Origin of the sequence: Porphyromonas sp. COT-239 OH1446 (assembly GCF_000768875.1) — a bacterium.
In the GTDB taxonomy this organism is placed as follows: domain Bacteria; phylum Bacteroidota; class Bacteroidia; order Bacteroidales; family Porphyromonadaceae; genus Porphyromonas.
Genome location: NZ_JRAO01000005.1, coordinates 50,084 through 76,170, shown reverse-complemented (window position 1 = coordinate 76,170; position 26,087 = coordinate 50,084). Strand labels below are relative to the sequence as shown.

Below are 26,087 nucleotides of genomic sequence, written 5' to 3'. Positions count from 1 at the left end.
GAGGTTTCCCCCTGCAACCCCCTCTAGGTGTTTAGGGGGTTAAAGCCTGTATCCCACTGCCAAAATTTGCACTTCTAAGTTGAATATAGCTAGACCTCCAATGATTTGTCTAGGGCATACAAATGAGTCTAGTATAGGAGACCCAGGTTCTATTCCTTTTTTCTCTTAGAAAGAAAGGCCTGTACGATTACCCCAATAGACAGGGCTGTAAGAATCCCAGAAAACCAGTATGCTCCCAAGGACAACGCATACCAACAAAGGGCTAAACCCCAAGAAAAGAAATGAGGGCAAAGACTTGGCCTATGCTAGTACTGATAAACTCCCTCTTGCCATTCTTGTTAATGAGTCATCCCTTAAAAAGCCTTGCTAAGACAGAATATCCTTGAAGCTATGGCGTACAATCTCAAACGTATGCCAGGGCTGCTTGTACTTGAAGGTGTCAAATAACCGTAAAATCCCCATCCCTGAGGGATACTTCCCTCAGGGATGGGGATAGGGGTATAGTATTCAAGGCTCCCCAAGCGGCTCAATCACGCAAAAAACACCGAGAAAGATACAAGAAACTTTGAGCGTCGCATTGCGCAATAGCCTCCTACTTGTACAACACATTCTTCACGTTCTAAAGCAAATGAACAAGCCAGCGATGCTCCTTTCTGTCAGAGTATCACTGGCTTGTTTGTTGTAGATGATGGTAAACTTACTTCACTTCTTCGAAGTCGGCGTCGGTGATGTCGGAGCCTTGGGTTGAGCTACCGCCCGTCTGTGCACCGCCTGCGTTAGGTTGAGCATCGGCTGTAGCACCGCCTTGTGCCTTGTACATCTCTTCCGTAGCAGCGTGGAAAGCTGTATTCAGTTCAGCTGTAGCAGCGTCGATGGCCTCGAGGTTTTGATCCCTGTGGGCTGTACGGAGCTTCTCGAGAGCCGCCTCGATAGGGGTCTTCTTGTCAGCAGGGAGCTTATCGCCCAGTTCCTTGAGCTGCTTCTCGGTCTGGAAGATCGTGCTGTCAGCGTGGTTCAGCTTCTGAATGCGCTCGCTCTCACGCTTGTCTGCCTCGGCATTGGCTTCTGCCTCGGCCTTCATGCGCTTGATCTCGTCATCGCTCAGACCACTAGAGGCCTCGATGCGGATGTTCTGCTGCTTGCCTGTTGCCTTGTCCACGGCTGTTACGCTGAGGATACCATTGGCGTCGATGTCGAAGGTTACCTCGATCTGAGGTGTCTGGCGAGGAGCTGGAGCGATACCGTCGAGGTTGAAGCGACCGATACTCTTATTGTCCTTGGCCATCGAACGCTCGCCCTGTAGGACGTGGATCTCTACCGAGGGCTGGTTGTCCACTGCCGTGGTGAAGATCTCGCTCTTCTTGGTTGGGATCGTCGTATTGGCTTCAATAAGCTTGGTCATCACACCACCCATCGTCTCGATACCGAGGGATAGAGGCGTTACGTCAAGCAAGAGCACATCCTTGATCTCACCCGTGAGGACACCTCCCTGGATCGCAGCACCTACGGCTACCACTTCGTCAGGATTCACGCCCTTGCTTGGGGTCTTGCCAAAGATCTTCTCTACGATAGCCTGAATAGCAGGGATACGTGTCGAGCCCCCCACGAGGATCACTTCGTCGATCTCACTCTTGCCAAGACCTGCGTCGCGCATAGCCTGCTCACAGGGAGCGATACATGCCTGAATGAGGCGGTCAGCTAGCTGCTCGAACTTAGCACGAGTCAGCGTGCGCACGAGGTGCTTAGGAATACCATTTACTGGCATGATGTAGGGCAGGTTGATCTCTGTAGAGGTGGAGCTGGAGAGCTCGATCTTGGCCTTCTCGGCAGCCTCCTTGAGACGCTGCATAGCCATAGGATCGAGGCGCAGGTCGAGGCCTTCGTCTGCCTTAAATTCTTCTGCCAACCAGTCGATGATCACATGGTCGAAGTCGTCCCCCCCGAGGTGCGTATCCCCGTTGGTTGAGCGAACCTCAAAGACCCCATCTCCAAGCTCGAGGATCGAAATATCGAACGTCCCCCCCCCAAGGTCGAAGACCGCGATCTTCATATCCTTGTTGCTCTTATCGAGGCCATAAGCTAGCGAAGCAGCCGTTGGCTCATTGACAATGCGGCGGACGTTGAGCCCAGCGATCTCACCAGCCTCCTTAGTCGCCTGACGCTGAGCGTCGTTGAAGTAAGCAGGTACTGTAATCACAGCGTCGGTTACCTCTGCACCGAGATAGTCCTCGGCGGTCTTCTTCATCTTCTGCAGAATGATTGCAGAGATCTCCTGTGGAGTATAGAGGCGGCCATCGATGTCTACACGAGGCGTATCGTTGTCGCCCTTGACTACCTTGTAGGGCACACGATCGAGCTCGCCAGCCACCTGTCCGAAGGTCTCACCCATGAAACGCTTGATCGAGTAGATCGTCTTCGTTGGGTTGGTGATCGCCTGACGCTTGGCGGGGTCTCCCACCTTACGTTCGCCACCCTCGATGAATGCTACAACTGATGGAGTTGTGCGCTTACCTTCGCTGTTTGCGATAACGATTGGTTCGTTACCCTCTAGTACGGATACGCAAGAGTTCGTCGTACCCAGGTCAATTCCAATGATTCTTCCCATGATGCTTATTGTTTTGTTTAGTTTGTTATCTAGTTCTTTTTGCCCCGAGGGGCTAAGGCTTAACCCCGAAGAGCATCGCCTACGCCCCATATAGGGCAAAGGCTGTGCCAAGGCATAATTGACCGCTAGTGGGTGGCAGAAGTATGACAATCTGTCTGCAATCGAGACATCACCTCGGCCTATGACACAGGCCTGAGTGGAAAGAGTGGCACACCGACAAAGAGCCTGAGGGGACGGAGAGGACTATGCCGCTCCGTCCCCTCAGGACTATGTATTCGATGGGGAGTACTACCGACTGGCTAACGCTTCGATCGGATCATCACCTCCAGGATCTTACGATCTGTCTGTGTCATCCCATCTCGCCCGACCTCGGCGAGGTTGCGGATGCAGTCATCCACATCGTCGGCGACGATGCCCTCGAGGCCTGTTACCACCTCCTGCTCCATAGCCAGCAGGGCAGAGATCAGTGCCGAGCTGATGCCCGTAGAGGCCTTGAGGCTACAGCTGGGCTTAGCCCCATCGCAGATCATCCCTGTTACATTGCCGATCATATTCTTGACGGCATAACCTGACTGCTCCTTACTGCCTCCCATGATGTAGACGAGGGCTGCGGCCGAACCAATCCCTGAGACCACCATACCGCAGAGGCAGGAGAGGCGGCCGAGCAATTGTTTGACATAGACTACCATGAGGCTACTCATCATCAGAGCTCGGGTAGTTACCTCTCGGCTTACCCCCTGGCTCTCGGCGAAGGTCAGCACCGGCAGCGTGGCCGTAATCCCCTGGTTACCACTACCCGAGTTGCTCATGACAGTCAACTGCGCCCCATCCATGCGGGCATCGCAAGCCCCACTGGTATAGCTCAACATGTGGGTCAGAGGACTTGACCCTAGGAGGCGTTGCCCCGCTTCGCTCTGGATCATACGCCCCACGCCATGGCCGAACTTCCCCGAGAGGGCATGTTCGCCTACAGTCTTATTCTGCAGAGCAGCCTCGTAAATAAATTCGATCTCCTCAAGGGGAGCTTCGGTGGCATAGCGATAGACGAGGTCGAAGGTAAGGTCTATATCCTTGGCAGAGGGTTCAGTGGGCAATATGACCTCCGAGCACTCACTAGGGCTAGCGGGCAAGGGCTCAGCCTCGTGCATGGGGTGTCCATTAAGCTCAAGCAAGCGAAGTCCCGTATGCGTTCGGTCGATGATGCAACGGGCCTCGTCACCTCCCTCGAAGCGCACTCGGGCCTCGACATAGAGCTTATCAATGGATGGATCCTCCTTCAGGCCAAAGGTGATGATCTGCCGAGGGAGCAGGGCCTCTGCCTCTCGCAGCTGCTCAGCAGTGAAGCCGCTTAGAAGCTCGAGCTGTAGCTCAGGGCGACGGATGACTGCCCCCAGGGCAATAGCAATTGGGATGCCAATAGCCCCCGTGCCTGGGATACCTACGCCCATGGCATTCTTGAGCATATTAGCACTCATCTCCACGTCTATGTACTCGGCCCTCTCGGGGCTAAGGCTGGCAGCATAGGCCACAGCCAGGGCAACACAAGCGGGCTCAGTACACCCTGTGGCGGGAACTACCTCTCGTCTGATCAGTTGGTTGATTTGTCTACTGGTATTGGCATCCATAGTAACTCTGTCGTTAAGTCAATCCTCAATAAGTCGTGCTTGATTAGGTAGTCCAAAGATAGACAATTGCTTTGGTATTTTGAGAGAGTTACCCACTAATCTGATGAATAAGGGTTCGCTCGCCCCCTATCCTCAAACACTCCCGACCCTGTTGAGCGGGATGAGGGAGAAGTTTGGGGCTCTAGGCGGGACTCCTCAAGCTCCGTCTGTAGAGGGATCGTTGGGCTCTCTAGCGAGATATAAGTAGGAGCTCGGGTGAAGTCCTATCTGAGCCTCTACAGAGGCATAAGTAGGAGCTCGAGTGAAGTCCTATCTGAGCCTCTACAGAGGCATAAGTAGGGGCGCAGGTGAGCACTACCCGAAAGCTCCCTCAAGGCCCTATCGGGAGCGCAAGGAGGGAGAGATGGTAAGAGATGAAGGGGAGGGCATGGGGCCTCCGCACAACCCCAAAGCTTTGCTCTCAAGCAAGGATATTAGAGGCTTGGGCCATAGCCATAAACCAGCACACCGACGAGAGCCGAGAGGCCAATCAGCACGAGAGGACTTTGGCGATAGCGATACACCCCGACGAAAGCCCCAGCAAAGAGCAGCACGCTGAGCACGAATTGTCCTGGGCTGTCCGAAGGCGAACCGAAATTGTCCAGTGTCATGAGCAGCAGGGCCGCAGCAGCGATGAGCCCGATGATAGCCGGGCGAAGCGTCCGAAAGACCGACTGTAACAACGGATGATCCTTATAGCGGAGCAACATACGGCTTAGCAAGAGCATCAGTAGGAAGGGCAGCCAAATGATCGAGAGCGTCGCAATCGCCGAGCCTACTACTCCCAGGGCTGGGGGATAACCAGCCTGCACCACAGAGGCATAACCCACATAGGTAGCGGCATTGATACCAATAGGGCCAGGGGTCATCTGACTGACAGCCACGATGTCGGTGAACTCCGTTGCAGTGAGCCAGCCTTCCCGCACAACGACCTCGCTTTGGATCAACGAGAGCATCGGGTAGCCTCCGCCGAAATTAACGATACCGATCTTGGAGAAGGTCCAGAAGAGTTTGAGGAAGATCATAGGGATAGCGACTTAGATACGAGGCTTGATACGTCCATAGATGTACCCCGCCACCCCTGCGGCGAGTACTACATACACGGGTGAGACACCCAAGAGGTAGATCAGAGAGGCCGAAGCGACAGGGATCCACCAGTTGTAGCGGTTGATGCCTACCGAGCGAGCCATGGTGAAGACGGGGGCGGCAATGAGCCCGACGACGACGGGGCGTATCCCCTTGAAGGCTGCCTCTACGAGAGGATACTCCTTCAGAGCCCCCAGGAGGACGACCAGAGAGAGAATGATGATGAACGAGGGGAGGATATTAGCCAGCGTGGCAATAACCGCCGAACGCACACCACCAAGCTTATAGCCGATATAGCTGGACATATTGACGGCAAAGATGCCAGGCGAGCTCTGCGATACGGCCATAATATCGACAAACTCCTCCTGCCTAAGCCAGGCATGCCGCTGCACGATCTCATACTCCATCATGGGGATCATGGCATATCCCCCGCCGATCGTGCCAATGCCGATCTTAAAGAAGGTGGTAAATAGCTTCGAATTAAGTCCCAAGGTATGATCAATGTATTTATGGATAGAGGTACATCCCTCAGTGAAGAGCTAGAGCAGCGGAGAGAAGAGGCGCATGATCGACTCGCCCCATCGCTCGGCTCGCCCTCGCTGTAGCCATGCCTCTCGGCTGAGCTTGTTGCATCGGGCCTTATCCTGCTCGAAGAGCTGTTCTAGGGCCTGCGTCAACCGAGCATCATAGACAACCCCCCCGATCTCGAAGTTGTGCTCTAGGCTGCGGAAGTCCATATTCGTCGAGCCGATCATACTCAATTCGCTATCGACGAGGATGAGCTTAGAGTGCAAGAAGCCCTCCCGATACCTATATATATGCACCCCACACGAGAGCAGCGAGTCGAGGTAAGAGTTTGCCGCCAGGCTCGTCAGACGAGAGTCCGTTCGCTCGGGCAGCATCAGCTCGACACGCAGGCCCGAGAGGGCTGCCGTGATGAGGGCTGTATTGATCGTCTCGGTGGGCAGGAAGTAGGGGGTTTGGATAAGGATGTGGCTGCGGGCTTGGGCGATCATTGCCAGGAGGGCGAGCTCGATCGTGGGCCAAGGGTTCATCGGTCCACCAAGGACTAGCTGGATGTAGGGCCCGGAGGGGTGCATGGGGGCAGGGTATCGCTGGAAGTAGCGTTCCATATTCACCACCCGACGAGAGACACTATACCAATCTACCAAGAAGCTCGTCTGTAACCCAGCCACGACAGCTCCTTGCAGGCGAAAGTGGGTGTCTCGCCATGGGCCTAGATTATCTCCATGGAGGTAGCGATCGGCGAAGTTCATCCCCCCCATATAGCCTATTACACCGTCGATGACTATGACCTTGCGATGGTTGCGATAATTCACTGTACTCGAGAGCAGAGGGATCGCTACAGGGAGGAAGGCGTAGACCTCTATCCCCTGCTTGCGCAGAGCAGCCCAACGCCTCTTGGGCACGCTGTACGAGCCGAGATAGTCATAGATGATCCGAACGGAGAGACCAGCCTGAGCTCGCTCAATGAGCAGTGGCTCGAGCCTGTTGAGGAGCTCCCCCTCCTCGAAGATATAGGCCTGTAGATGAATGTGCTCCTGAGCCTCGACAATATCCTGCTCGAGGCGAGCATACATCTCCTCCCCCCAAGCATAGATTTCGCAGTGATCGACCTGTAAGAGAGGGCTATCGGCACTCTCCTCCAGGAGGTGAATGAGGGGGTAGCGTTCGTGCGAGATGCTCGTATGATAGATAAGGCGGCGAGGTAGAGAGAGCTGCCGAGGGTGGCGCATCAGCCGATTATAGAAGCGACGACTAATGCGGTGTAGGCGACGTTGGTCTTGGCCAAAAATGATGTAAGCCAAGAGGCCAACGAAGGGGATGAAGACAACAATGAGCACCCAGGCGGTTGCCTTGAGCGGATTCCTATTCTCACTAATTACCGTTCCCACGACCCCGAGGATGGTTATGAGATACAGCCCCAGGAGTACATAGGCTAACGTATAGTCATACATCTGTATCATAAAGCCCTCTATGCATGATCTTCACAAAGATACGGACTTCATTTGACTCCTCCACCCTCCTCTCAGCTTCTTCGTGAGGGATGCAGGTGTAGATCGAGGCGAGGGGCACAATGGTTATCCATTTTGATCCTCCTGCCCCTTCTACCGAGCACATCATTCGACCCGAGACACATTCCTCGCATTCCTATGCAGGGGGATCCAATAAGTTTTGGTAAATTTGTTCGCCTGATCTGTACCGCATCGAGTACAGTAAGACGAGCCAAGCCCTTGCCCTATGATAGAGCAGAGCACAATATTAAGGATTTAAGAGTTATGAGAAAGATTACCCTATCCCTATTCCTGATCTTCACCCTCGTAGGGGTTGCCCATGCACAGCGTTATGCTAAGGTTTCTGTAGGCTTCTACAATCTTGAGAACCTCTTCGATACCGAAGACGGGCCGAACAATGATGCCGAATACCTGCCCCAGGGGGCCAACAAATGGACTCCCGAACGCTACGCCCAAAAGCTGGACAATATGGCCTCGGCCATCAGCCAAATAGCTGCAGGCAAAGCCCCCGATATCCTAGGTGTGTGTGAGATAGAGAACCGTCAGGTACTTGAGGATTTGGTCGTGCATCCCAAGCTCTTCCGCTATGGCTATCAGATCGCCCACTTCGACTCTCCCGACCTTCGCGGGATAGACTGCGCCCTGCTCTATCGTCCTTCCGTCCTCAAGGTTGAGAGCCAACAGGCTCACCCCGTTCGCATCCCTGGAGAGCCCCATATCAAGACTCGTGATGTACTGGTCGTGGATGGCCTTGTCGGGGAGGAACGCTTTAGCTTCCTCGTGGCTCACTGGCCCTCTCGTGCAGGGGGCGAGCAAATCTCTCTTGGGCGTCGTATGGCAGCTGCCCTACTCATGCGTTCTTTGTCCGATTCGCTGACTACAGTAGACCCCGAGCGCAAGCTCATCCTCATGGGAGACCTCAACGACGATCCCACCTCACCCAGCCTCATCGAGGGCCTACGCACCAAGAATAGCCCCGAGGGGTTGGTCGCTGGAGACCTCTTCAATCCCATGGCCAAGCTCTACCTAGATGGCTACGGCACTTTGGCCTATCGTGATGTGTGGAACCTCTTCGACAATATCATTACCTCTGCCAACCTCGTTGGGGAGGATCTCTCGACCTTTAAGCTGCAGCAAGACAACCAAACTAAAGCCTATGGACGGATCTTCAATGCCGCTTTCCTCACGCAGCAGTCGGGTCAGTTCAAGGGTTATCCCCTGCGCACCTTCTCCTATGGTCAGTTTCAGAATGGCTACAGCGACCACTACCCAGTGCTCGTGTACCTTGTCAAAGAGGTGCACTAGCCTCCTCGGGGGGGTACTGAACCCGTATCTTACCTCTTTCCCCCTCCTTGTCGGAGGGTAGCTTCGGATGACAAATACCATTTTGGTGGCTTTCCTGCTCACCTTATTTGCAGGTCTATCGACGGGTATTGGTAGTGCGATCGCCTTCTTCGCTCGGCGTACTAATACCTCATTCCTCTCGGCGGCCCTTGGCTTCTCGGCTGGGGTGATGATCTATATCTCTTTCGTAGAGCTCTTGGCAACCTCCTCCTCGAGCCTATCGGGGCTGTATGGGGAGAGGCTCGGGACAACCTATGCGACCCTCGCCTTCTTCGCTGGAGTACTGCTGATCATGCTGATCGACAAGTTCGTCCCCAGTGCAGAGAACCCTCACGAACTGCACAAGGTGGAGGATATGTCTCGGGAGAATAGAGATCTAGCCAAGAACTCTAAGCTGCTCCGAGTCGGGATGCTCTCGGCACTCACACTGGCCATACACAACTTCCCTGAAGGGATGGTTACCTTCCTGGCCGGGATGGAAAATATGAGCATTGCCCTACCGATCGCCATCGCCATCGCTATCCACAACATCCCCGAGGGGATCTCGGTCTCTGTGCCCATCTTCTATGCCACAGGAGATCGAAAGAAAGCCTTTTGGCTCTCCTTCCTCTCAGGGCTTGCCGAGCCTCTTGGGGCTCTGATTGGATACCTGATCCTCGCACCCTTCATCAACGAGGCTATCATGGGACTGATCTTTGCTATCATCGCAGGGATCATGGTCTTCATCTCCCTTGACGAACTACTCCCCGCAGCCAAAGAGTATGGAGAACATCACTGGGCGATCTATGGCCTTGTGGCTGGAATGGCTGTGATGGCCTTTAGCCTGATCCTCTTCTCTTAGTCTTCGAATAACCTAGCTTCTCCGCCCCCTCGTGCCCTAGCTTTGCTCGAGGGACGGGTCGCTGAGGATCACATACAAAGAGCAATAATCCTCCCCTCGAAATTCATACTCTCGAGAGGAGGATTATTGCTTATCAGATGAGGGACGGAGTAGCTACCAAGCCCCCATCGCCATTACTTGAGCTTGTGCAGGATATGTCCCATGCGCTCTCGCTTAGTGCGCATATAAGCCTCGTTGTTGGGGTTAGGCTCGATCTCGATGGGCACAGTCTCTACGACCTCCAATCCATAAGCCTCTAGGCCTACACGCTTGATCGGGTTGTTGGTCATCAGACGCATGTGTCTCACCCCGAGCTGCTGGAGGATCTGCGCTCCGACGCCGTAGTCTCTCTCGTCAGCATTATGCCCTAGATGCAGATTGGCATCTACGGTATCGAGACCATTCTCCTGGAGCTTGTAGGCCTTCATCTTCTCCATCAAGCCGATGCCACGCCCCTCCTGGTTGAGGTAGATGACCACGCCGCGCCCCTCCTCTTCGATCATCTCCATAGCCTTATGCAGCTGCTCGCCACATTCACAGCGCTGAGAGCCAAATATATCCCCAGTGATACAGCTAGAGTGCACGCGCACGAGGACAGGAGAACCATCGCCAATATCTCCCTTGAAGAGGGCTACATGCTCCAACCCATTGCTCTTCTGCTTGAAAGGGATGAGGCGAAACTCTCCCCTAGAGGTTGGCATACGCACCTCTACGCCCTGCTCGACAAGGCTCTCTCTGCGCAGACGATAGGAGATCAGATCCTTGATGGTGATGATCTTAATTCCAAAGCGTTGACCGATCTCTATGAGCTGAGGCATTCTAGCCATAGTACCATCCTCATTGATGATCTCAATGAGGGCAGCGGCAGGCTGTAGGCCTGAGAGGCGAGCCAGATCGACAGCTGCCTCGGTGTGCCCGGCACGGACGAGGACGCCCTTGCTGCGTGCTCGGAGCGGACAGACATGCCCTGGGCGAGCCAGGTCTGTGGGCTTGATCGTGGGATCTGCCAGGGCAAGGATCGTCTGACAGCGGTCATACATCGACACCCCTGTCGTACAGCCTAGGCCCAAGCGATCGACCGTAACGGTGAAGGGTGTTTCGTGTACGGACGTATTGGCAGGTACCTGCATCTCGAGCTCGAGCTCTGCGGCTCGTTCCTTGGTAATGGGGGCGCAGAGCACGCCACGACCGTAGCGCATCATGAAGTTGATTTTCTCGGGGGTAACCTTCTCCGCTGCGATGATGAAGTCGCCTTCGTTCTCTCGGTCTTCGTCATCTACTACGATGAGGAACTCTCCTTTGCGGAAGTCTTCGAGAGCCTCCTCGATAGTGTTTAGCTTAAACTCGGCCATAATTACTCTATAGTTTATTGTAGGGTTTGGTTCATTTGAATGTTGCTATCAAAGATCGGAACAATCTCTGACAATGCCGCAGATAATGCCCGAAGATTTCGATCAATACGTACCCGACCCACCCTCAGGGCCAGCAATAGGGGCAAGGCCAGTGGGAGGGCCAACAGCCATAGCTTGCCCTGGGCAGGGCTGCTGGGCAGCGGTAGGGCGGAGATCTTCTTGGGCATCAGGGGTAGGTCGTTGGTCTTGGCAAGGACTAACGGATGCCGTGAGGCCCGTAGCTCATCGACTAAGCTCTCAAGTCTCTCGTCTATAGGCTTCATCGCCCGAACATATTCCGAGGCATGGAGGAAGATGTGGAGGAGGCTACGGTTCATCAGCTTCGAGGCCAAGAGATCCTCGGCCTCTGTACGCAGGGCGAGGCACTCATCTCTAAGCTCCTGGGCCGTGAGGCTGGTCTCCTGGCATCGAGGCTCGACCTGTCTGAGCTCGACCCGTGTACCCGTAAGGCGTTGCCAAAGATTGAGGTAAGCATCTGCACTAAGGCCTGCGGACTCCTTCGCCGCCATATAACATAGGAATAGGCCAATAGGGGCTAAGACATAGGTGCTGAGCCACATCCCCAGCTGCACAGAGAGGCTCTCACTACGCACGAGGTTCTGCCCCAGCGTGTCGATGATATAATAGATGATGAAGAAGAGAAAGGAGGCCACTACTGGCACACCCAATCCCCCCCGGCGAATGATGGCTCCCAGGGGTGCTCCGATGAGGAAGAAGACGACGCAGGCCACAGGGTAGGTGAACTTACGATGCCAGTCCTGGCTATTGGTGCGATAGTCTCTGAAAGCCTCGTTGTCGCCATAGAGTCGGCTCTCAGCCTCGTACTTCATCGCCATCATAGCCGAGCTAGCCCGTGCATAGATTGATATACTATCCTGTAGGCGATACCGCCTCATAAGGCTGTCGAGGCCTATGGCTGGACGAGTGCTACGCAGCGACTGGATGCTCTTGCGGGCATGCTGCGCCCACTGGGTGGTGTCGAGCAAGGATTGGGGATAGGGATTACTATAACGCTGGGCAATGGAGATATCTGAGAGAGAGACAGAGGCTGTCAAGCGCAAACTATCGATACGTCGCTGTGCTGTATCGATAGCTCGGTTTAGCTGCTGCATATTCTTACCGACAGAGAGGTTGCGAAACTCATTCTCATCCTGTCGATTGAAGTTTGCATTGAAGGGAATAAGGATCTCCTTGAGATCAAATCGTTCTATGGCATGAGGAATCGGGGCATTATCTTGTGTGCCAGGAGGATCCTCGAGGTTCTCGAAGCTCTGTCCTTGATAGAGCTTGAGCGAGAGATAGAGCTTGCTATCGTCCATAGCCATACGGGCAGAATCTGCTCGAATGATGCGCGTCCTATCGACTCCCGACTTATAGTCATAGAGCATGACATCCTCGAGACGACCTGTCTCTCTGTCTCGGTGCTTGACAAACATACTGTAGCCCGTGATCCCATTATAAAAGCTCCCCTCGGGGACCTCTAGCTCAGGAGCTGAATAACGAGCTGAATACAGGAGTGTCCACATGCGCACCTCGGAAGTAATCATGAAGTTGTTCTGGAAGTGGTAGAGCCAAAGTCCAACCCCAAAGACGGCAATTAAGAGGGGGCTCATGATACGATAGAGCGATACGCCAGAGGCCTTCATCGAGAGGAGCTCGAGGCGTTCGCCCATATTGCCAAAGGTGATGAGCGAGGCCAATAGGATACCCAGTGGGAGGGCCTGACGCACGAGATACATGGAGGCATAGAAAACGATCTCTGCCACGACCGTAAGGCTCAGACCCTTGCCCACCAACTCGTCCATATAACGCCAGAGGAACTGCATCAGCACGATGAACCAGCAGATTAGCGAGGTCATCACAAGGAGTGGCAGGAAGGTCTTGAGTGTATATAGATCTATTTTCTTAAACACGACTATGCTCCAAATATGCAGACACAAAAGTAAGCAAAACTAAGCGCATTCTCACCTCTTAGTCCATAGGCTTCGTCGATAGATCAAGGTAGAGGATCGGATATTTGGTACAGAAACACTTAGGCCCGACCTCCAAGAGAGATCGGGCCTAAGCCTATAGAGATCAACCTCTAACCACTGAGCCAGCTCTATGCTCCATAGAGCTTGGTCTTGAGCTCGGCCACTGTGGGATCTGTGATATAGTCGTCGTAGTCCATGATCTTGTCGATGATGCCGTTGGGCGTGAGCTCGATGATACGGTTGGCCACCGTTTGGATGAACTCATGGTCATGGCTCGTAAAGAGGACATTGCCCTTATAGGTCTTGAGCGTATTATTGAAGGCCTGAATGGACTCGAGATCGAGGTGGTTTGTGGGGCTATCGAGCACCAGTGTATTGGCATTCTTCATCATCATGCGTGAGATCATGCAGCGCATCTTCTCCCCTCCTGAGAGCACGCTGGCACTCTTGAGGATCTCCTCACCCGAGAAGAGCATGCGTCCGAGGAAGCCCTTGAGGTAAACTTCGTTCGTATCGGCTGCGAACTGAGAGAGCCACTCGACGAGGTTCATATCTGTATTGAAGAAAGCTGTGTTGTCCAGTGGCAGATAGGCCTCTGTGATGGTCTGCCCCCACTCGTAAGTCCCTTCGTCGGGCTTCTGCGCTCCGTTAATGATCTCGAATAGGGCTGTCATGGCACGAGGGTCTCGGCCGATGAAGACGATCTTGTCGCCCTTCTCAACGTTGAAGTTTACATCCTTGAAGAGCAGCGAACCATCGTCAGCATGGGCTGTCAGGCCACGCACCTCGAGGATCTTGTTGCCTGGATCTCTGTCGGGCGTGAAGATAATACCTGGGTAGCGGCGACTGCTGGCCTTGATCTCCTCGATGTTGAGCTTCTCAAGCATCTTCTTACGGCTCGTGGTCTGCTTACTCTTGGCCACGTTAGCAGAGAAGCGACGAATGAACTCCTCGAGCTCCTTGCGCTTCTCCTCAGCCTTTTTGTTCTGCTGCTGTTGCTGACGCAGAGCCAACTGGCTGGATTCGTACCAGAAGCTATAGTTCCCTGCGAACAGCTGTACCCGTCCGAAGTCTATATCGACCGTGTGGGTGCAGACCGAGTCGAGGAAGTGTCGGTCATGGCTGACTACCAGCACCGTCTGCTCGCACTCGGAGAGATAGTGCTCGAGCCAAGCTACGGTCTCGAGGTCAAGGTCGTTGGTAGGCTCGTCGAGGAGCAGGTTGTCGGGCTTGCCGAAGAGGGCTCGGGCCAGAAGCACACGTACCTTCTCCTTACCGCTGAGCTCCTTCATGAGCTTGTAGTGCAGATCCTCCTTGATGCCCAAGCCACTGAGCAGCATAGCAGCATCGCTCTCGGCATTCCATCCCTCCATCTCGGCGAACTTATCCTCGAGCTCGGCTACTCGGTTACCATCTTCGTCGCTGAAGTCAGGCTTAGAATAGAGAGCGTTCTTCTCCTCCATGATGGCCCACAAGATGCTGTGCCCCATGAGCACGGTGTCCATCACACTATATTCATCGAAGGCAAAGTGGTCCTGACTGAGTACCGAGAGACGCTCTCCTGGGCCAAGGCTAATCGAGCCACGAGTGGGATCTAATGCCCCGCTGATGGTACGCAAGAGAGTAGACTTACCCGCACCATTAGCACCGATGATCCCATAGCAATTGCCAGGGGTGAACTTGAGATTGACATCTTGGAAGAGTATGCGTTTACCGAACTGTACGCACAGGTCATTTACCGTTATCATATTCTAAATCCGATTGTATTGCTGAGGTTTGTAAGCTGGGTGCAAAGGTAGTCATTTTGCCCACGACTACCATGCCTGCCCCCTCGGCACTCTAGCCGACCTCATCGGCATGCTCGACAGAGTCGCCACTGCGCATTCGGTAGGTCTGAGGGTTAGCTCTCGGTAGATCCTCGAGCGAGGGGCTAGACGAGACCTCGATAGGGATCTAGATAGGTTTGCGCTCGAGGACACAGGAGGGGCTCAGCGGAGGTATAAATAGGATCTTGATGGAGACTCAAGTAGGAGTGTAGTCGAGCTCCTATCTGAGTCTCCATCGAGGTCCTACTTGAGTCTCTAGCGCAAGGGGAATAGGGCCTCTCCCGAGGGGTGAGGTGAGTGCATTAGAGAGAGCTCCTGCGAGGCCTCCCTATGCCCCGAATAGCCCCAGCCAATAGTCTCGAGACGAGAGGACTCAGCATCGTATCTATCAATGGACCGTAGAGAATTGCGAGAGCTCTATGTTTGTCGGCTGAGAGAGAAAGTGTAACTTAGCAGACGTTTTGCCCCCCTAGAGCCAAAGGGCTCAAGGGGGCATAAGCTCAAACTCCCGCTTAGACACTTATGCGACACCTACTAGGCCAAATACTCTCTGACCGCTACAGACAGACCAAGACCTCAATCCAGGCTTGGCTTGCCGATCGTCCGTATGTCAAGTACCTCGCCACTGGGATCGTAGTCATAGGCTTCGTCCTCTTCGCTGGCGAACGAGATGTCTTCGCCTACTACAGGCTTCTCTCCCGAGAGCAAGAGCTCAGGGATGAGCTCGAAGTGCTGCGGCCTGCCTACGAAGCCGATAGCCTGAGCATGGAGGAGTTCCTCCGCAACCCTAACAACATCGAGCACATCGCTCGAGAGCAGTACCTCATGAAGCTGCCTGGTGAGGAAATCTTCCTCGTACCCCGAACCCCAAGCAAGAAATAAGCCGCAGCAGGGATGAAACAACAATACAAATACCTCTACATCGTCAGCACGCTGATGATCCTCTCGGGAGCTGCCCTGGGGATGGTGGAGCATCTAGCCTTTCACCTGATCTACCTGCTCGGAGGGGCGGGTTACCTCCTCTATTACCTCATAGCCCCCGAGGAGCATTTACCCCTGCGAGAGCGTCGCCTCATACGGATGAATGCCTTCGCAGGACTGCTCTTCGTCGTCTCGGGTGTGGCCCGTCTCGGAGTCTTCGACGCTTGGGGGGCGAAGCTCTGGATCCTATTCCTTCTCTTGGCTGTTATCTTCATGATATATGCCAACCTCGTATTGGCCAACATCCGCTCAAAGAATAAATAAATGAATAATATAAGCAACAAAAAAGCCCCCTCTGCCCCTCGTCGTCGCCCTGGTGTACACCTTCACTGGCAGGTCGAGGAGACAGAGGTACAGCTCCTGGACTTCCTCATCGGCACGGCCCTCAAGGATCGTAGCCGAACGACCGTCAAGCAGCTACTCAAGGATCGTTTCATCTCGGTCAATGAAGAGCCAACGACACAGTTCGACCGCCCCCTCGGCCCAGGGGACATCGTCGCCCTACACCCTACCCCCCTGCCTGATAGGCTCAAGCACCCCCTGGTGGATATCCTGTGGCAGGATGAGTACCTGGTCATGGTCCACAAGGATGCTGGGATTCCGACGGTCGCCAGCGGAGAGGAGCGAGATATGACCCTGCTACGCCTCGTCTCAGATCATCTGAAGAAGTTCAACCCCTCGACCAAGATCTATCTGCTCAACCGCATAGATAAGGATAGTGCTGGCTTCGTCCTCTTCGCCAAGAGCAAGGCACTACAGGAGGAGATGAGTGAGCATTGGGATCGCTACATCTGCCGTCAGCACTTCGCCGTGGCCATTGAGGGTGTACTCCCCTCGAACGATGGGATTCTACAGCCTCCCACGACCGCTAGAGAGGACGAGAAGAGAGCTCCTCGATCCGCCAAAAAACCCCATCGAACCTTCGGAGCGGAGCGGGCGGGAACAGCACGCTACCGATGCCTACAGACGACCCCCGTGGGCAGCCTGCTGAGCATCGAACTGAGCGAGGGGCGTAACAACCGTCTGCGCAAACAATTCGCTCAGCTGCGTTGCCCCATCGTCGGAGACTGGAGGGCAGGCAGCAAAGTCAAGGACCTCGGGCGGGTAGCCCTCGAGGGGACTGCCTTCTCGTTCGTGCACCCTATCTCGGGACGTAGGTACGACTTCGATCAACCCATCCCACCCCTACTGCGCAAATGCCTAAAGCCCAATGCAGAAACAGGCAAAAAAACCTCTCAGTCAAAACAATAGTAATCATACATAACTACTACTGATGAACGAACAGCTAAATCTCGGCACTCGACTGCGCAGCATGTCGGTGCGCCCCCTGCTGATGAGCTTGATGCTTTTGGCTCTTAGCCTCGGCACAGCCTCGGCACAGATGTTCACCGATGTGGTGAAGTGGACTCAATCCGTCGAGGAGGTTTCGCCTACAGAGCGAATACTTGTCTTCAAGGCTTCAATCGAAGAGGGCTGGCATCTCTACGGAACGAAGATGCCAGAGAACGGCCCTCAAGCGACCATGCTCGTGATCGACAAGCTCATCGGTGCTGAGCTCTCAGGCGAACTAACGGCCTCTAGAGCTCCCATCGAGCACTATGACAAGCAGTTCGAGATGACCCTGAACTACTATGAGGGGGAGGTCGAGCTCCGTCAGCGGCTCACGATCACCGATGCAGCAGCCTTCTCCCTCGTCGGGGGGATCCGCTACATGGTCTGCAACGATGAGAACTGCCTGCCCCCCACGACCTGGGACTTCACCCTCGGGGCGGCCTCTGCCTCAGAGGCACAGGCGGAGGCTGGGGCTACCCCCTCGGCCCTCTCGACCCCTAGCGGCAGCTCGGCCGATCTGTGGACACCTGTCATCGAGGAGCTCAAGCACTTCGGCGATGCCAACCAGGCACAGGCCAATTCGTCCCTGATCATGATCTTCGTCTATGGCTTCCTCGGGGGGCTCGTGGCTCTGCTGACCCCCTGCGTTTGGCCCATGATCCCTATGACCGTCAGCTTCTTCCTCAAGCGGACGAAGGATCGCTCCAAGGGGGTTCGAGATGCCGTTACCTATGGTCTCTCGATCATCGGCATCTACCTCGTCCTGGGGCTGGCCATTACGGCTATCTTCGGAGCTAGTGCCCTCAATAGCCTTGCCACGCATGCAGTCTTCAACATCCTCTTCTTCCTGCTGCTGGTCTTCTTCGCCATCAGCTTCTTCGGGGCGTTCGAGATCGTTCTGCCTGCCAAGTGGACGAACAAGATGGATCAGAAGGCCGACAGTACCACGGGCTTCCTCAGCATCCTCTTCATGGCCTTCACACTGGCCCTGGTCTCCTTTAGCTGTACTGGGCCTATCATCGGGACGCTGCTCGTAGAGGCCTCCACCAAGGGAGAGATGCTCGGCCCTGCTATTGGGATGCTTGGCTTCTCGATCGCCTTGGCTCTGCCCTTCGCCCTCTTTGCGATCTTCCCCAGCATGTTACAATCGCTACCTCAGAGCGGCGGGTGGCTCAACTCCGTCAAGGTCGTGCTAGCCTTCCTCGAGCTGGCACTCTCGCTCAAGTTCCTCTCTGTAGCCGACCAGGCCTATAGCTGGGGCATCCTCGACAGAGAGGTTTTCCTCTCGCTTTGGATCGTGATCTTCGCCCTGCTGGGCCTCTACCTGCTGGGCAAGCTTCGCTTCCCCCACGACTCTCCGACCGAGAAGACGAGCATCACAGGGCTCTTCCTCGGGATTATCTCCATGGCCTTTGCCGTGTACATGATCCCTGGGCTTTGGGGAGCTCCGCTGAAGGCTATCAGTGCCTTCTCGCCCCTACCCTCGACACAGGACTTCAGCCTCTACGATGGGGCGGTGCATGCCAAGTTCGATGACTATGAGAGCGGTATGGAGTATGCCCGCAAGAACAACAAGCCTGTACTCATCGACTTCTCCGGCTACGGATGCGTCAATTGCCGTGAGATGGAGACAAGCGTTTGGTCTAACCCCGAGGTCAAGGACATTCTCGAGCAGGACTATGTGCTGATCACCCTCATGGTCGATGACAAGAGAGATCTGCCCGAGGTGCTTACTGTACAGGAGAATGGCTCGACAGTCAAGCTCCGCACCATCGGGGACAAATGGAGCTACCTACAGCGAGTGAAGTTCGGCTCGAACGCTCAGCCCTACTACATCGGTCTCGACACCAAGGGCAAGCCCATCACCCCCTCTCGTGGACACGACAAAGATGTCTCCAGGTACATTGACTTCCTGCGCTCAGGGCTCAAGACCTTCGGGGCACAACAGAGCAAATAAGTGATGCATACACGCCAGGAACAGCTAGAGGCCTTCTCTCGCCTGCTCGATGTCATGGATCGCCTCAGGGCCGAGTGTCCTTGGGATCGAGAGCAAACCAACGAGAGCCTACGTGCCAATACCATCGAGGAGGTGCACGAGCTCTCCGAGGCCCTGCTCTCGGGGAAGAATGAGGAGATCAAGAAGGAACTCGGCGACGTACTGCTGCACATCGTCTTCTACAGCAAGATCGGCAGCGAGAGCAAGTCCTTCGACATTGCCGACGTCTGCCATGCCCTCTGCGACAAGCTCATCTATCGTCATCCGCACATCTACGGCACCACGGAGGTCAACTCAACTGACGAGGTCCTCTCGAACTGGGAGCAGCTCAAGCAGCGAGAGCAGGGTGGCAACAAAACCGTCCTCTCTGGCGTTCCCTCCTCACTCCCCACGCTCATCAAGGCCTACCGCATTCAGGACAAAGCCCGAGGCGTAGGCTTCGACTGGTCGGAGCGGGAGGAGGTCTGGGACAAAGTCAGCGAAGAGCTCCAGGAGGTACGCGAGGCCCTCTCAGGTGGACAGGCAGAGGAGATCGAGGCAGAGTTTGGCGATCTATTCTTCGCCCTAATCAATGCCGCCCGACTCTACAAGGTCAATCCAGACAATGCCCTAGAGCGTACGAATGCAAAGTTCATCCGCCGCTTCGGCTACGTCGAGCGCAAGGCCCGAGAGAGTGGCCGAGAGCTCAAGAGCCTAACCCTCGAGGAGATGGATCTCCTGTGGGAGGAAGCCAAAAAACTAGAGCAGAAGATCTAGCTTGACTAACTACCTCATCATGACGGCAGGGCGCAAGCGCAGCCTCTAGGATCAAGGCCTAGGGGGCGTGTTTGCGCCCTGCCCTATTATTCTTATTACGACAATGAAATCGAAAGAGATATACAAACTCATCTCCCAAGAGATTAGGGAGCTTAAGGAGGCGGGCTATCTACCCGCCGAGGAGCAGGCCTTCGTCAAGGACAGCCCCTCGGCTCTCAAGCAGTTTCCCCTAAAATGGAGCTTCGGGCTCAAGCGACCCAGCGGCGAGGAGGAGCTTGGCTTCTCGCCCGAGGTGCATATCTACGAGAACTTCATCCGCAGCCACTGCGTCTGCTCAGACTACGCTCGCCAACGCTCGTGCGAGCATATCGTCCAGGCTCTCGAGATCATCCGAGACGGGCTCGAGATCGAGCAGAGAGAGCGTATCGCCCTCGAAGAGGAGCTCGCAAGAGACGAGGCTGGGGACGAGGGGGACAAGCCCCTAGAGGCCCAACCTAGCAGCTTGGAGGAGCGAGAGGGAATGCTGGAGATAGACACCTCGAGGAGTGGGATGATCCCATTCTTGGACTTCTACTATTCGAAGGGGAAGCGTCCGATGGAGATCCTGGCCTTCAACCCCTCTCTCCCACATCCGACGATGAAGCTTACAGACGGCAAGCATAACATCCAGCTCACCCATCTGCCCGAGCAGAGGCGCATCCGCACCCACTGCGACTGCAAGCTCAATGGCCGCCAGAGCAACCTATGCGAGCATGTCCGTGCGGCCCTCGCACGGCTCTATGAGACCCATTTGGAGCACGTCTTCTCGCCCGAGTGGCAGGAAGAGCTGCTAGAGGGCTTTGCTCTAGATCATGGGATGAGCCTGATGCATCTTGATCGCCTGGAGCTCGTCCCCGTCGGGGGGATGAGGCTCGGAGTGCAGGTACGAGGGGGGAACGTCCTCCACTCAGCCGAGGAGCTGCTCTCCCTGCTGCCAGAGCCCGAGGAGCGAGAGGAGCGGGAGGAGATCATCCACGGCAATTTGACCAGCCTAGAGCTCCGAGGCCAAGCCCCGGTGCTGTGCTTCATCTTCCACATGATCAACGAAGCCAAGCAGTTCGCTGGGCTCAGCCCCTGCCTGGCGAAGGCGGGCAAGGATGGTCTGCCGATCAATCGCTTCCGCCCCATCGACCGGGGGGACTACCTTGATCTGGAGGGTTTGCTCTCGGAGGAGGAGCAGAGACTCGTCAGCGCAGCCCTGCGATGTCAGTTCGGTAGCGAGACCTATCTCGTCGAGGAGGAGGAGTATCGACACTTCCGCTACCTGGTCTCGCACCTCGAGGGCGTGCCCTGCTACCTCTACGACCAGATGCGTAGCCTCACGCTCAAGAACCTCAAGCCGCTGGAGCTTAGGGACGAGGCGGCCGAGCTGGTCTTCGTCCTCGGCCAAGACAAGACGGGAGACCTCATCCTCACGCCGCACCTAGAGATCGGCGACAAACGCTACACGATAGGGCAGAAGGCCTCGCCCCGACTCTCGACATATGGTGTGCAGCTCAAGGGCAATACCCTCTGCCCGTGGGCCTCAGTCTTGCAGGCGGAGAGTGCGTTGACCTTCGAGCTTAGAGGGCAAATCAAGATCCTCGAGCAGGATGTCGAGCGGCTCTTGCCCACCCTCCTACCTGCCCTCTCTCGGCAGCATCGGATTTACGACGAGCGTCCGGGAAGACAGGGGCACAGGGCAAAGGCCCCCTTCGAGCGAGAGCTCTACTTCGACGAAGAGGAGGCCCTCATCAAAATCCAACCCATAGCTCGCTACGGTGCACAGCTTATCCCGCTCTACAGCCCCGAGGTGCTTGAGGCGGAGGAGGGCTCATCGCTGGAGCGAGACTTCGAGGGCGAGGCGGAGTTTCTCTCGCTCATACAGGGTCTGCATGCAGACTTCGAGGGGGGCAATGGGATCTTCTTCCTCAGCCCCGGGCAATTGCTCGAGAACGACTGGATGCTGCATCGCTCTCGAATGCTCGAGCGTAAGGGGGTGCGGCTCTACGGCACGGAGGGACTCTCGAGTTTTCGAATCAATATTCACAGCCCGAGCCTACACCTGGGGCTCTCGAGTGGGACGGACTGGTTCGATCTGAAGGTCAAGGTCGCCTTCGGCAAGCAGTTGGTCAGCCTACAGGAGATCAAGAGAAGCCTCACCAAGCGCAGCCGCTATGTACAGCTGGGCGATGGTTCGCTTGGTTTACTGCCGGAGGAATGGCTGCGCAAGCTATCAAGCTTCTTGCGAGCAGGCGAAGTGAGGCGAGATCAGATCCGCCTGTCGGCCTATCAGTTCAACATCCTCGACGAGCTGTACGAGTCTCTAGAGGTCTCGCCCGAGGAGCTCGGCGAGGCCCTCGAGCGCAAGCGTCGCCTCCAACAGATAGGTCAGATCAAGAGCATCGAGACCCCTCGGGGGATCAAGGCTCAGCTCAGAGACTATCAGCACGAGGGATTGAGCTGGCTGGTCTTCCTCGAGGAGTATGGACTCGGGGGATGCTTAGCTGATGATATGGGTCTAGGGAAGACGCTGCAAACGATTGCTTTCCTGACGCACCTCAAGGAGCGGGGAGGATACGCTGAGCCGCACCTGGTTGTCGCCCCGACGTCGCTGGTCTTCAACTGGGAGGCGGAGCTGAGGAAGTTTGCCCCTGGGCTGAGCTTCATGCGCTATACGGGTTCGGAGCGCAAACAGATCGAGGAAGGCAGCTGGGAAGGGATCGATTTAGTCCTCACGACCTACGGCACGTTGATCAACGACATTGAGCAGCTGAGGCAACGCCTCTTCGGCTATGTGATCCTGGACGAAGCCCAGGCGATCAAGAACCCTGCGAGCAAACGCTACAAGGCCGTTCGCCTCCTGCGCTCTCGGGGCAGGTTGAGCCTCACGGGTACGCCGATAGAGAACAACACCTTCGATCTGTACACGCAGATGCACTTCCTCAACCCTGGCCTCCTGGGGGGGATGGAGCACTTCCGCCGAGAGTTTGCCCTGCCGATCGACCGAGACCGCAATGAGGAGGCTGCCCAGCTGCTCTCGCGCATCATCCACCCCTTCATGCTCCGCCGCACGAAGCGTCAGGTGGCCACGGAACTACCCGAGAAGGTCGAGGACATCATCTACTGCGAGATGGGCAGCGAACAGCGGAGGATCTACGAGAGGACGAAGGAGCGCATCCGCCAGCAGCTGCTCAGCCTGGTCGAGGAAGAGGGGGAGCAGCGGGCGCAGATCCACGTCCTACAGGGGCTCATGCAGCTGCGACAGATCTGCAATTCGCCCGCCCTCGTCGAGGGGAGCACGATGGCTCGGCACACGGCTCCGAGCGTGAAGATAGACCTCTTGATCCGCAAGCTACACGACCTGGTGCACGAGCACAAGGTGCTTGTCTTCTCGCAGTTCACCTCCATGCTCTCGCTCGTGGGCGATCGTCTCAGCGAGGAGGGCATCCGCTACACCTACCTTGATGGTAGCTCGACGGACAGACAGACGCTGGTCGAGGAGTTTCAGGAGAATGAGGAGCAGCGGGTCTTCCTCATCAGCCTCAAGGCTGGGGGGACGGGCCTCAATCTCACGGCGGCCGACTACGTCTTCCTCATCGACCCCTGGTGGAATCCCGCCGTCGAGAACCAGGCCATCGACCGCTGCTACCGCATCGGACAGACCAAGCACGTCATGGCTTACCGCATGATCTGTAAGGATAGCATCGAGGAGAAGATCCTCCAGCTACAGGACAATAAGCGGGAGGTGAGCGAGAGTGTCATCCAGACCGACCTCGAGCATAAGCACTTCGACCGAGCTCAGATCGCAGAGCTCTTCGCCTAGATCGAGAAGGGGGCAGCCCGAGGGGCGAAGGGAGCACCTCGAGGGATGCACCGAAGCCCCTCCACGGGCGAAGGTATTGGGGTGTGTTTGCACCCTATAATGGGTGCGTTTGCACCCTATAGTGGGTGCGCATGCACCCTATATTGGGTGCGAGTGCACCCAATATAGGGTGCAAAATGGAGGAGCTTCCCCCCGAAGAGAAGGCCTATCCTACGGCTGAGCAATCAGCCTCCCCCCAAGGGACAAATAGCTTATCCACAGCGGATTGGAAGAGTCTAGCGACATTTCCCTCCGCCCCTTAGCCCCGAGGGGCAGATAATTGACTAACTTCGCCCCCGCTCCAAGGGTCGAGCCCCCCTCGAACCCCTCGGACAAGGGAGCATCACAAACACCTCAATCAACAAAGACAAAACCCCAATATGATCAAACTCATTTCGTGGAATGTGAACGGCCTCAGAGCTTGCTTCGACAAGGGCTTCCCCACGATCATGCAGCAGTTGGACGCAGACTTCTTCTGCCTGCAAGAGACCAAAATGCAGGCGGGCCAACTCGATGCCGAACTGCCAGGCTACCAGTCCTACTGGCACTACGCCCAGAAGAAGGGCTACTCCGGAACGGCTATCTACACCAAGCAGCCCCCCCTGTCGGTACGCTACGGCCTCGGCATCGAGGAGCACGACCAGGAGGGGAGGGTCATTACGCTGGAGATGCCAGAGTTCTTCCTCGTAACTGTCTACACACCCAACTCGCAGGACGAGCTGCGCCGCCTAGACTATAGGATGCAATGGGATGAGGCCTTCCGAGCCTACCTCGTCGAGCTCGACCAGCACAAACCCGTACTTGTGTGCGGCGACCTCAACGTAGCTCATAAGGAGATCGACCTCAAGAACCCGAAGACGAATCGACGCAATGCGGGCTTCACAGACGAGGAGCGAGGGCAGTTCACTCGTCTGCTCGAGGCGGGCTTCGTCGATACCTTCCGCCACTTCTACCCCACCCTCGAGGGGGCTTACTCCTGGTGGTCGTATCGCTTCAAGGCTCGAGAGAAGAATGTGGGCTGGCGTATCGATTACTTCCTAGCCTCCGAACGCCTCAGGGATCGGCTGGTCTCGGCCAAGATCCACGCAGATATTATGGGCTCAGACCATTGCCCCGTCGAGGTCGTCGTCAATCTCTAAAACTATGGGCAAGATCCTCCTACACCATGCCCGCCTACTGAGCCAGGGGCATGAGCTCGCCGAGACAAGCCTCGTCGTCGAGAATGGACGCCTCCTAAGCCTCGGGCACACTGAGGGCGAGGAGGCCTACGACCAGGTGATCGACCTCGAGGGCGACTACCTAAGCCCCGGACTCATAGACATACAGATCAATGGGGGCTACGAGCGGTACTTCTCCCTCACGCCCGACGAGGAGACGATCGCCGAGATCACCGAGGCCTGCCTCGAGTTCGCCACCCCCTTCTTCTACATTACCCTCATCTCCTCGCCACAGGAGGTAATTCTCCAGGCGATCGAGGCCGTGCGGCGAGCCATGCAGCGCAATCCGCATCTGCTCGGCATGCACCTCGAGGGGCCCTTCCTCAACCCTCGGCGTCGAGGGGCACACAATGCGGCCGTCATCAGCCCGCCAATACTTGAGAGACTCGAGGAGATCCTAGAGAGAGGCCGTGGTGTCATCCAAATGATCACCCTTGCCCCCGAAGTCTGTAGCCCGGAAGCCCTCGCCCTCATCCAGCAGTCGGGCATTCGGATCTCCATCGGGCATTCGGACGCCACGTACGAGGAGGCCACCCAGCACTTCGATCGAGGCATTCACCTAGTAACCCACCTCTACAACGCCATGTCCGCCTTCACGCACCGAGCCCCAGGCCTCATCGGTGCAGCCCTCGAGCACCCCGAGGTCTACACCCCGATCATCCTCGACGGCAGGCATTGCCACGAGGCAGCCGCACGCCTGGCCTATCGACTCAAGGGCGAACGGATGATCCTGCTCACCGATGCAGCCGTCCTCGGCCGTCGACTCAAGGAGATGGCCTGGGAAGGCCTGCACGCCATCCTCACCCCCGAGGGCTATTACGTAAACCCCGAGGGCAACCTGGCAGGCTCGGCCATCTCTATGCCTGAGGCCGTGCAGCATGCGATGCAGTTCCTCGGCGTAGACCTTGCCGAGGCCGTCGAGATGGCTACCGGCCGTGTGGCCAAAGCCCTGGGCCTGGAGGCAGAGCTCGGTTCTCTCAGCCCAGGTACACGAGCGGCCTTCACGCGCTGGAGTCAAGACGGGCAGAGGGCCGAGACGCTCTCCCTCCTCTAGCCCTCCTCTATGACGAGACCCCAGCCCTCCCAAACAGCCTAT

Annotated in this window: 18 protein-coding genes; 10 read left to right on the top strand and 8 right to left on the bottom strand. The window is 56.1% G+C overall.

The features are described 5' to 3' along the window. Positions 1-697: 697 nt before the first annotated feature. The 5 genes from dnaK to cls form a co-directional block, all read right to left on the bottom strand. Entirely contained in the window at positions 698-2,605 is a 1,908-nt protein-coding gene (gene dnaK / locus HQ37_RS01075; RefSeq protein WP_036879147.1) for a molecular chaperone DnaK, read from the bottom strand. A gap of 299 nt (positions 2,606-2,904) precedes the next feature. Next, complete coding sequence (locus HQ37_RS01070) at positions 2,905-4,230, bottom strand: serine dehydratase subunit alpha family protein (RefSeq protein ID WP_036879144.1); 1,326 nt, start codon at positions 4,228-4,230, stop codon at positions 2,905-2,907. Between the two features lie 473 nt (positions 4,231-4,703). Continuing rightward, positions 4,704-5,294, bottom strand: coding sequence for a chromate transporter (locus HQ37_RS01065; protein ID WP_036879141.1), 591 nt, complete (start codon positions 5,292-5,294; stop codon positions 4,704-4,706). Positions 5,295-5,306: 12 nt separating this feature from the next. Next, the gene (locus HQ37_RS01060) at positions 5,307-5,846 is read right to left on the bottom strand and encodes a chromate transporter (protein WP_036879127.1); all 540 of its coding nucleotides are present in this window, start codon (positions 5,844-5,846) and stop codon (positions 5,307-5,309) included. Between the two features lie 48 nt (positions 5,847-5,894). Continuing rightward, positions 5,895-7,343, bottom strand: a complete 1,449-nt coding sequence (gene cls, locus HQ37_RS01055) for a cardiolipin synthase (RefSeq protein ID WP_036879123.1) — start codon at positions 7,341-7,343, stop codon at positions 5,895-5,897. Positions 7,344-7,655: 312 nt separating this feature from the next. Between cls and HQ37_RS01050 the strand changes: the two genes are divergently transcribed. Then, entirely contained in the window at positions 7,656-8,696 is a 1,041-nt protein-coding gene (locus tag HQ37_RS01050) for an endonuclease/exonuclease/phosphatase family protein (protein WP_036879120.1), read from the top strand. A 67-nt stretch (positions 8,697-8,763) separates the two neighbouring features. Continuing rightward, complete coding sequence (gene zupT, locus HQ37_RS01045) at positions 8,764-9,576, top strand: zinc transporter ZupT (protein ID WP_036879118.1); 813 nt, start codon at positions 8,764-8,766, stop codon at positions 9,574-9,576. 173 nt (positions 9,577-9,749) lie between these two features. On the opposite strand, the gene HQ37_RS01040 is transcribed toward zupT, so the two are convergent. The 3 genes from HQ37_RS01040 to HQ37_RS01030 all read right to left on the bottom strand — a co-directional run bounded on the left by HQ37_RS01040 (position 9,750) and on the right by HQ37_RS01030 (position 14,748). Continuing rightward, positions 9,750-10,967, bottom strand: coding sequence for a bifunctional 3,4-dihydroxy-2-butanone-4-phosphate synthase/GTP cyclohydrolase II (locus HQ37_RS01040; protein WP_036879115.1), 1,218 nt, complete (start codon positions 10,965-10,967; stop codon positions 9,750-9,752). Positions 10,968-10,981: 14 nt separating this feature from the next. Continuing rightward, positions 10,982-12,940: an LptF/LptG family permease gene (locus HQ37_RS01035; protein ID WP_052080663.1), complete on the bottom strand. Its 1,959-nt coding sequence runs from the start codon at positions 12,938-12,940 to the stop codon at positions 10,982-10,984. Between the two features lie 188 nt (positions 12,941-13,128). Then, positions 13,129-14,748 (bottom strand): ABC-F family ATP-binding cassette domain-containing protein, encoded by a 1,620-nt coding sequence (locus HQ37_RS01030; protein ID WP_036879112.1) that lies wholly within the window; start codon positions 14,746-14,748, stop codon positions 13,129-13,131. Positions 14,749-15,348: 600 nt separating this feature from the next. Between HQ37_RS01030 and HQ37_RS01025 the strand changes: the two genes are divergently transcribed. The 8 genes from HQ37_RS01025 (at position 15,349) to nagA (ending at position 26,045) form a co-directional block, all read left to right on the top strand. Further along, entirely contained in the window at positions 15,349-15,708 is a 360-nt protein-coding gene (locus HQ37_RS01025; RefSeq protein WP_036879109.1) for a septum formation initiator family protein, read from the top strand. 12 nt (positions 15,709-15,720) lie between these two features. Then, positions 15,721-16,071: a hypothetical protein gene (locus HQ37_RS01020; protein WP_036879107.1), complete on the top strand. Its 351-nt coding sequence runs from the start codon at positions 15,721-15,723 to the stop codon at positions 16,069-16,071. Continuing rightward, complete coding sequence (locus tag HQ37_RS01015; protein WP_081951707.1) at positions 16,072-17,058, top strand: pseudouridine synthase; 987 nt, start codon at positions 16,072-16,074, stop codon at positions 17,056-17,058. Positions 17,059-17,149: 91 nt separating this feature from the next. Further along, the gene (locus tag HQ37_RS01010; protein WP_369794057.1) at positions 17,150-19,096 is read left to right on the top strand and encodes a protein-disulfide reductase DsbD family protein; all 1,947 of its coding nucleotides are present in this window, start codon (positions 17,150-17,152) and stop codon (positions 19,094-19,096) included. Positions 19,097-19,099: 3 nt separating this feature from the next. Beyond that, complete coding sequence (mazG, locus tag HQ37_RS01005; RefSeq protein WP_036879104.1) at positions 19,100-19,891, top strand: nucleoside triphosphate pyrophosphohydrolase; 792 nt, start codon at positions 19,100-19,102, stop codon at positions 19,889-19,891. A 103-nt stretch (positions 19,892-19,994) separates the two neighbouring features. Beyond that, the gene (locus HQ37_RS08000) at positions 19,995-23,735 is read left to right on the top strand and encodes a DEAD/DEAH box helicase (RefSeq protein ID WP_052080662.1); all 3,741 of its coding nucleotides are present in this window, start codon (positions 19,995-19,997) and stop codon (positions 23,733-23,735) included. 419 nt (positions 23,736-24,154) lie between these two features. Beyond that, positions 24,155-24,913, top strand: a complete 759-nt coding sequence (locus HQ37_RS00995; protein ID WP_200879442.1) for an exodeoxyribonuclease III — start codon at positions 24,155-24,157, stop codon at positions 24,911-24,913. 4 nt (positions 24,914-24,917) lie between these two features. After that, positions 24,918-26,045, top strand: coding sequence for an N-acetylglucosamine-6-phosphate deacetylase (nagA, locus tag HQ37_RS00990; RefSeq protein ID WP_052080661.1), 1,128 nt, complete (start codon positions 24,918-24,920; stop codon positions 26,043-26,045). Positions 26,046-26,087: the final 42 nt, after the last annotated feature.

What these genes read in the sequence shown, in the direction of transcription:
- dnaK (WP_036879147.1), bottom strand. Translation starts at nt 2,605, where the DNA reads ATGGGAAGAATCATTGGAATTGACCTGGGTACGACGAACTCTTGCGTA.
- HQ37_RS01070 (WP_036879144.1), bottom strand. Translation starts at nt 4,230, where the DNA reads ATGGATGCCAATACCAGTAGACAAATCAACCAACTGATCAGACGAGAG.
- HQ37_RS01065 (WP_036879141.1), bottom strand. Translation starts at nt 5,294, where the DNA reads ATGATCTTCCTCAAACTCTTCTGGACCTTCTCCAAGATCGGTATCGTT.
- cls (WP_036879123.1), bottom strand. Translation starts at nt 7,343, where the DNA reads ATGATACAGATGTATGACTATACGTTAGCCTATGTACTCCTGGGGCTG.
- HQ37_RS01050 (WP_036879120.1), top strand. Translation starts at nt 7,656, where the DNA reads ATGAGAAAGATTACCCTATCCCTATTCCTGATCTTCACCCTCGTAGGG.
- zupT (WP_036879118.1), top strand. Translation starts at nt 8,764, where the DNA reads ATGACAAATACCATTTTGGTGGCTTTCCTGCTCACCTTATTTGCAGGT.
- HQ37_RS01040 (WP_036879115.1), bottom strand. Translation starts at nt 10,967, where the DNA reads ATGGCCGAGTTTAAGCTAAACACTATCGAGGAGGCTCTCGAAGACTTC.
- HQ37_RS01030 (WP_036879112.1), bottom strand. Translation starts at nt 14,748, where the DNA reads ATGATAACGGTAAATGACCTGTGCGTACAGTTCGGTAAACGCATACTC.
- HQ37_RS01025 (WP_036879109.1), top strand. Translation starts at nt 15,349, where the DNA reads ATGCGACACCTACTAGGCCAAATACTCTCTGACCGCTACAGACAGACC.
- HQ37_RS01020 (WP_036879107.1), top strand. Translation starts at nt 15,721, where the DNA reads ATGAAACAACAATACAAATACCTCTACATCGTCAGCACGCTGATGATC.
- HQ37_RS01015 (WP_081951707.1), top strand. Translation starts at nt 16,072, where the DNA reads ATGAATAATATAAGCAACAAAAAAGCCCCCTCTGCCCCTCGTCGTCGC.
- HQ37_RS01010 (WP_369794057.1), top strand. Translation starts at nt 17,150, where the DNA reads ATGCTTTTGGCTCTTAGCCTCGGCACAGCCTCGGCACAGATGTTCACC.
- mazG (WP_036879104.1), top strand. Translation starts at nt 19,100, where the DNA reads ATGCATACACGCCAGGAACAGCTAGAGGCCTTCTCTCGCCTGCTCGAT.
- HQ37_RS08000 (WP_052080662.1), top strand. Translation starts at nt 19,995, where the DNA reads ATGAAATCGAAAGAGATATACAAACTCATCTCCCAAGAGATTAGGGAG.
- HQ37_RS00995 (WP_200879442.1), top strand. Translation starts at nt 24,155, where the DNA reads ATGATCAAACTCATTTCGTGGAATGTGAACGGCCTCAGAGCTTGCTTC.
- nagA (WP_052080661.1), top strand. Translation starts at nt 24,918, where the DNA reads ATGGGCAAGATCCTCCTACACCATGCCCGCCTACTGAGCCAGGGGCAT.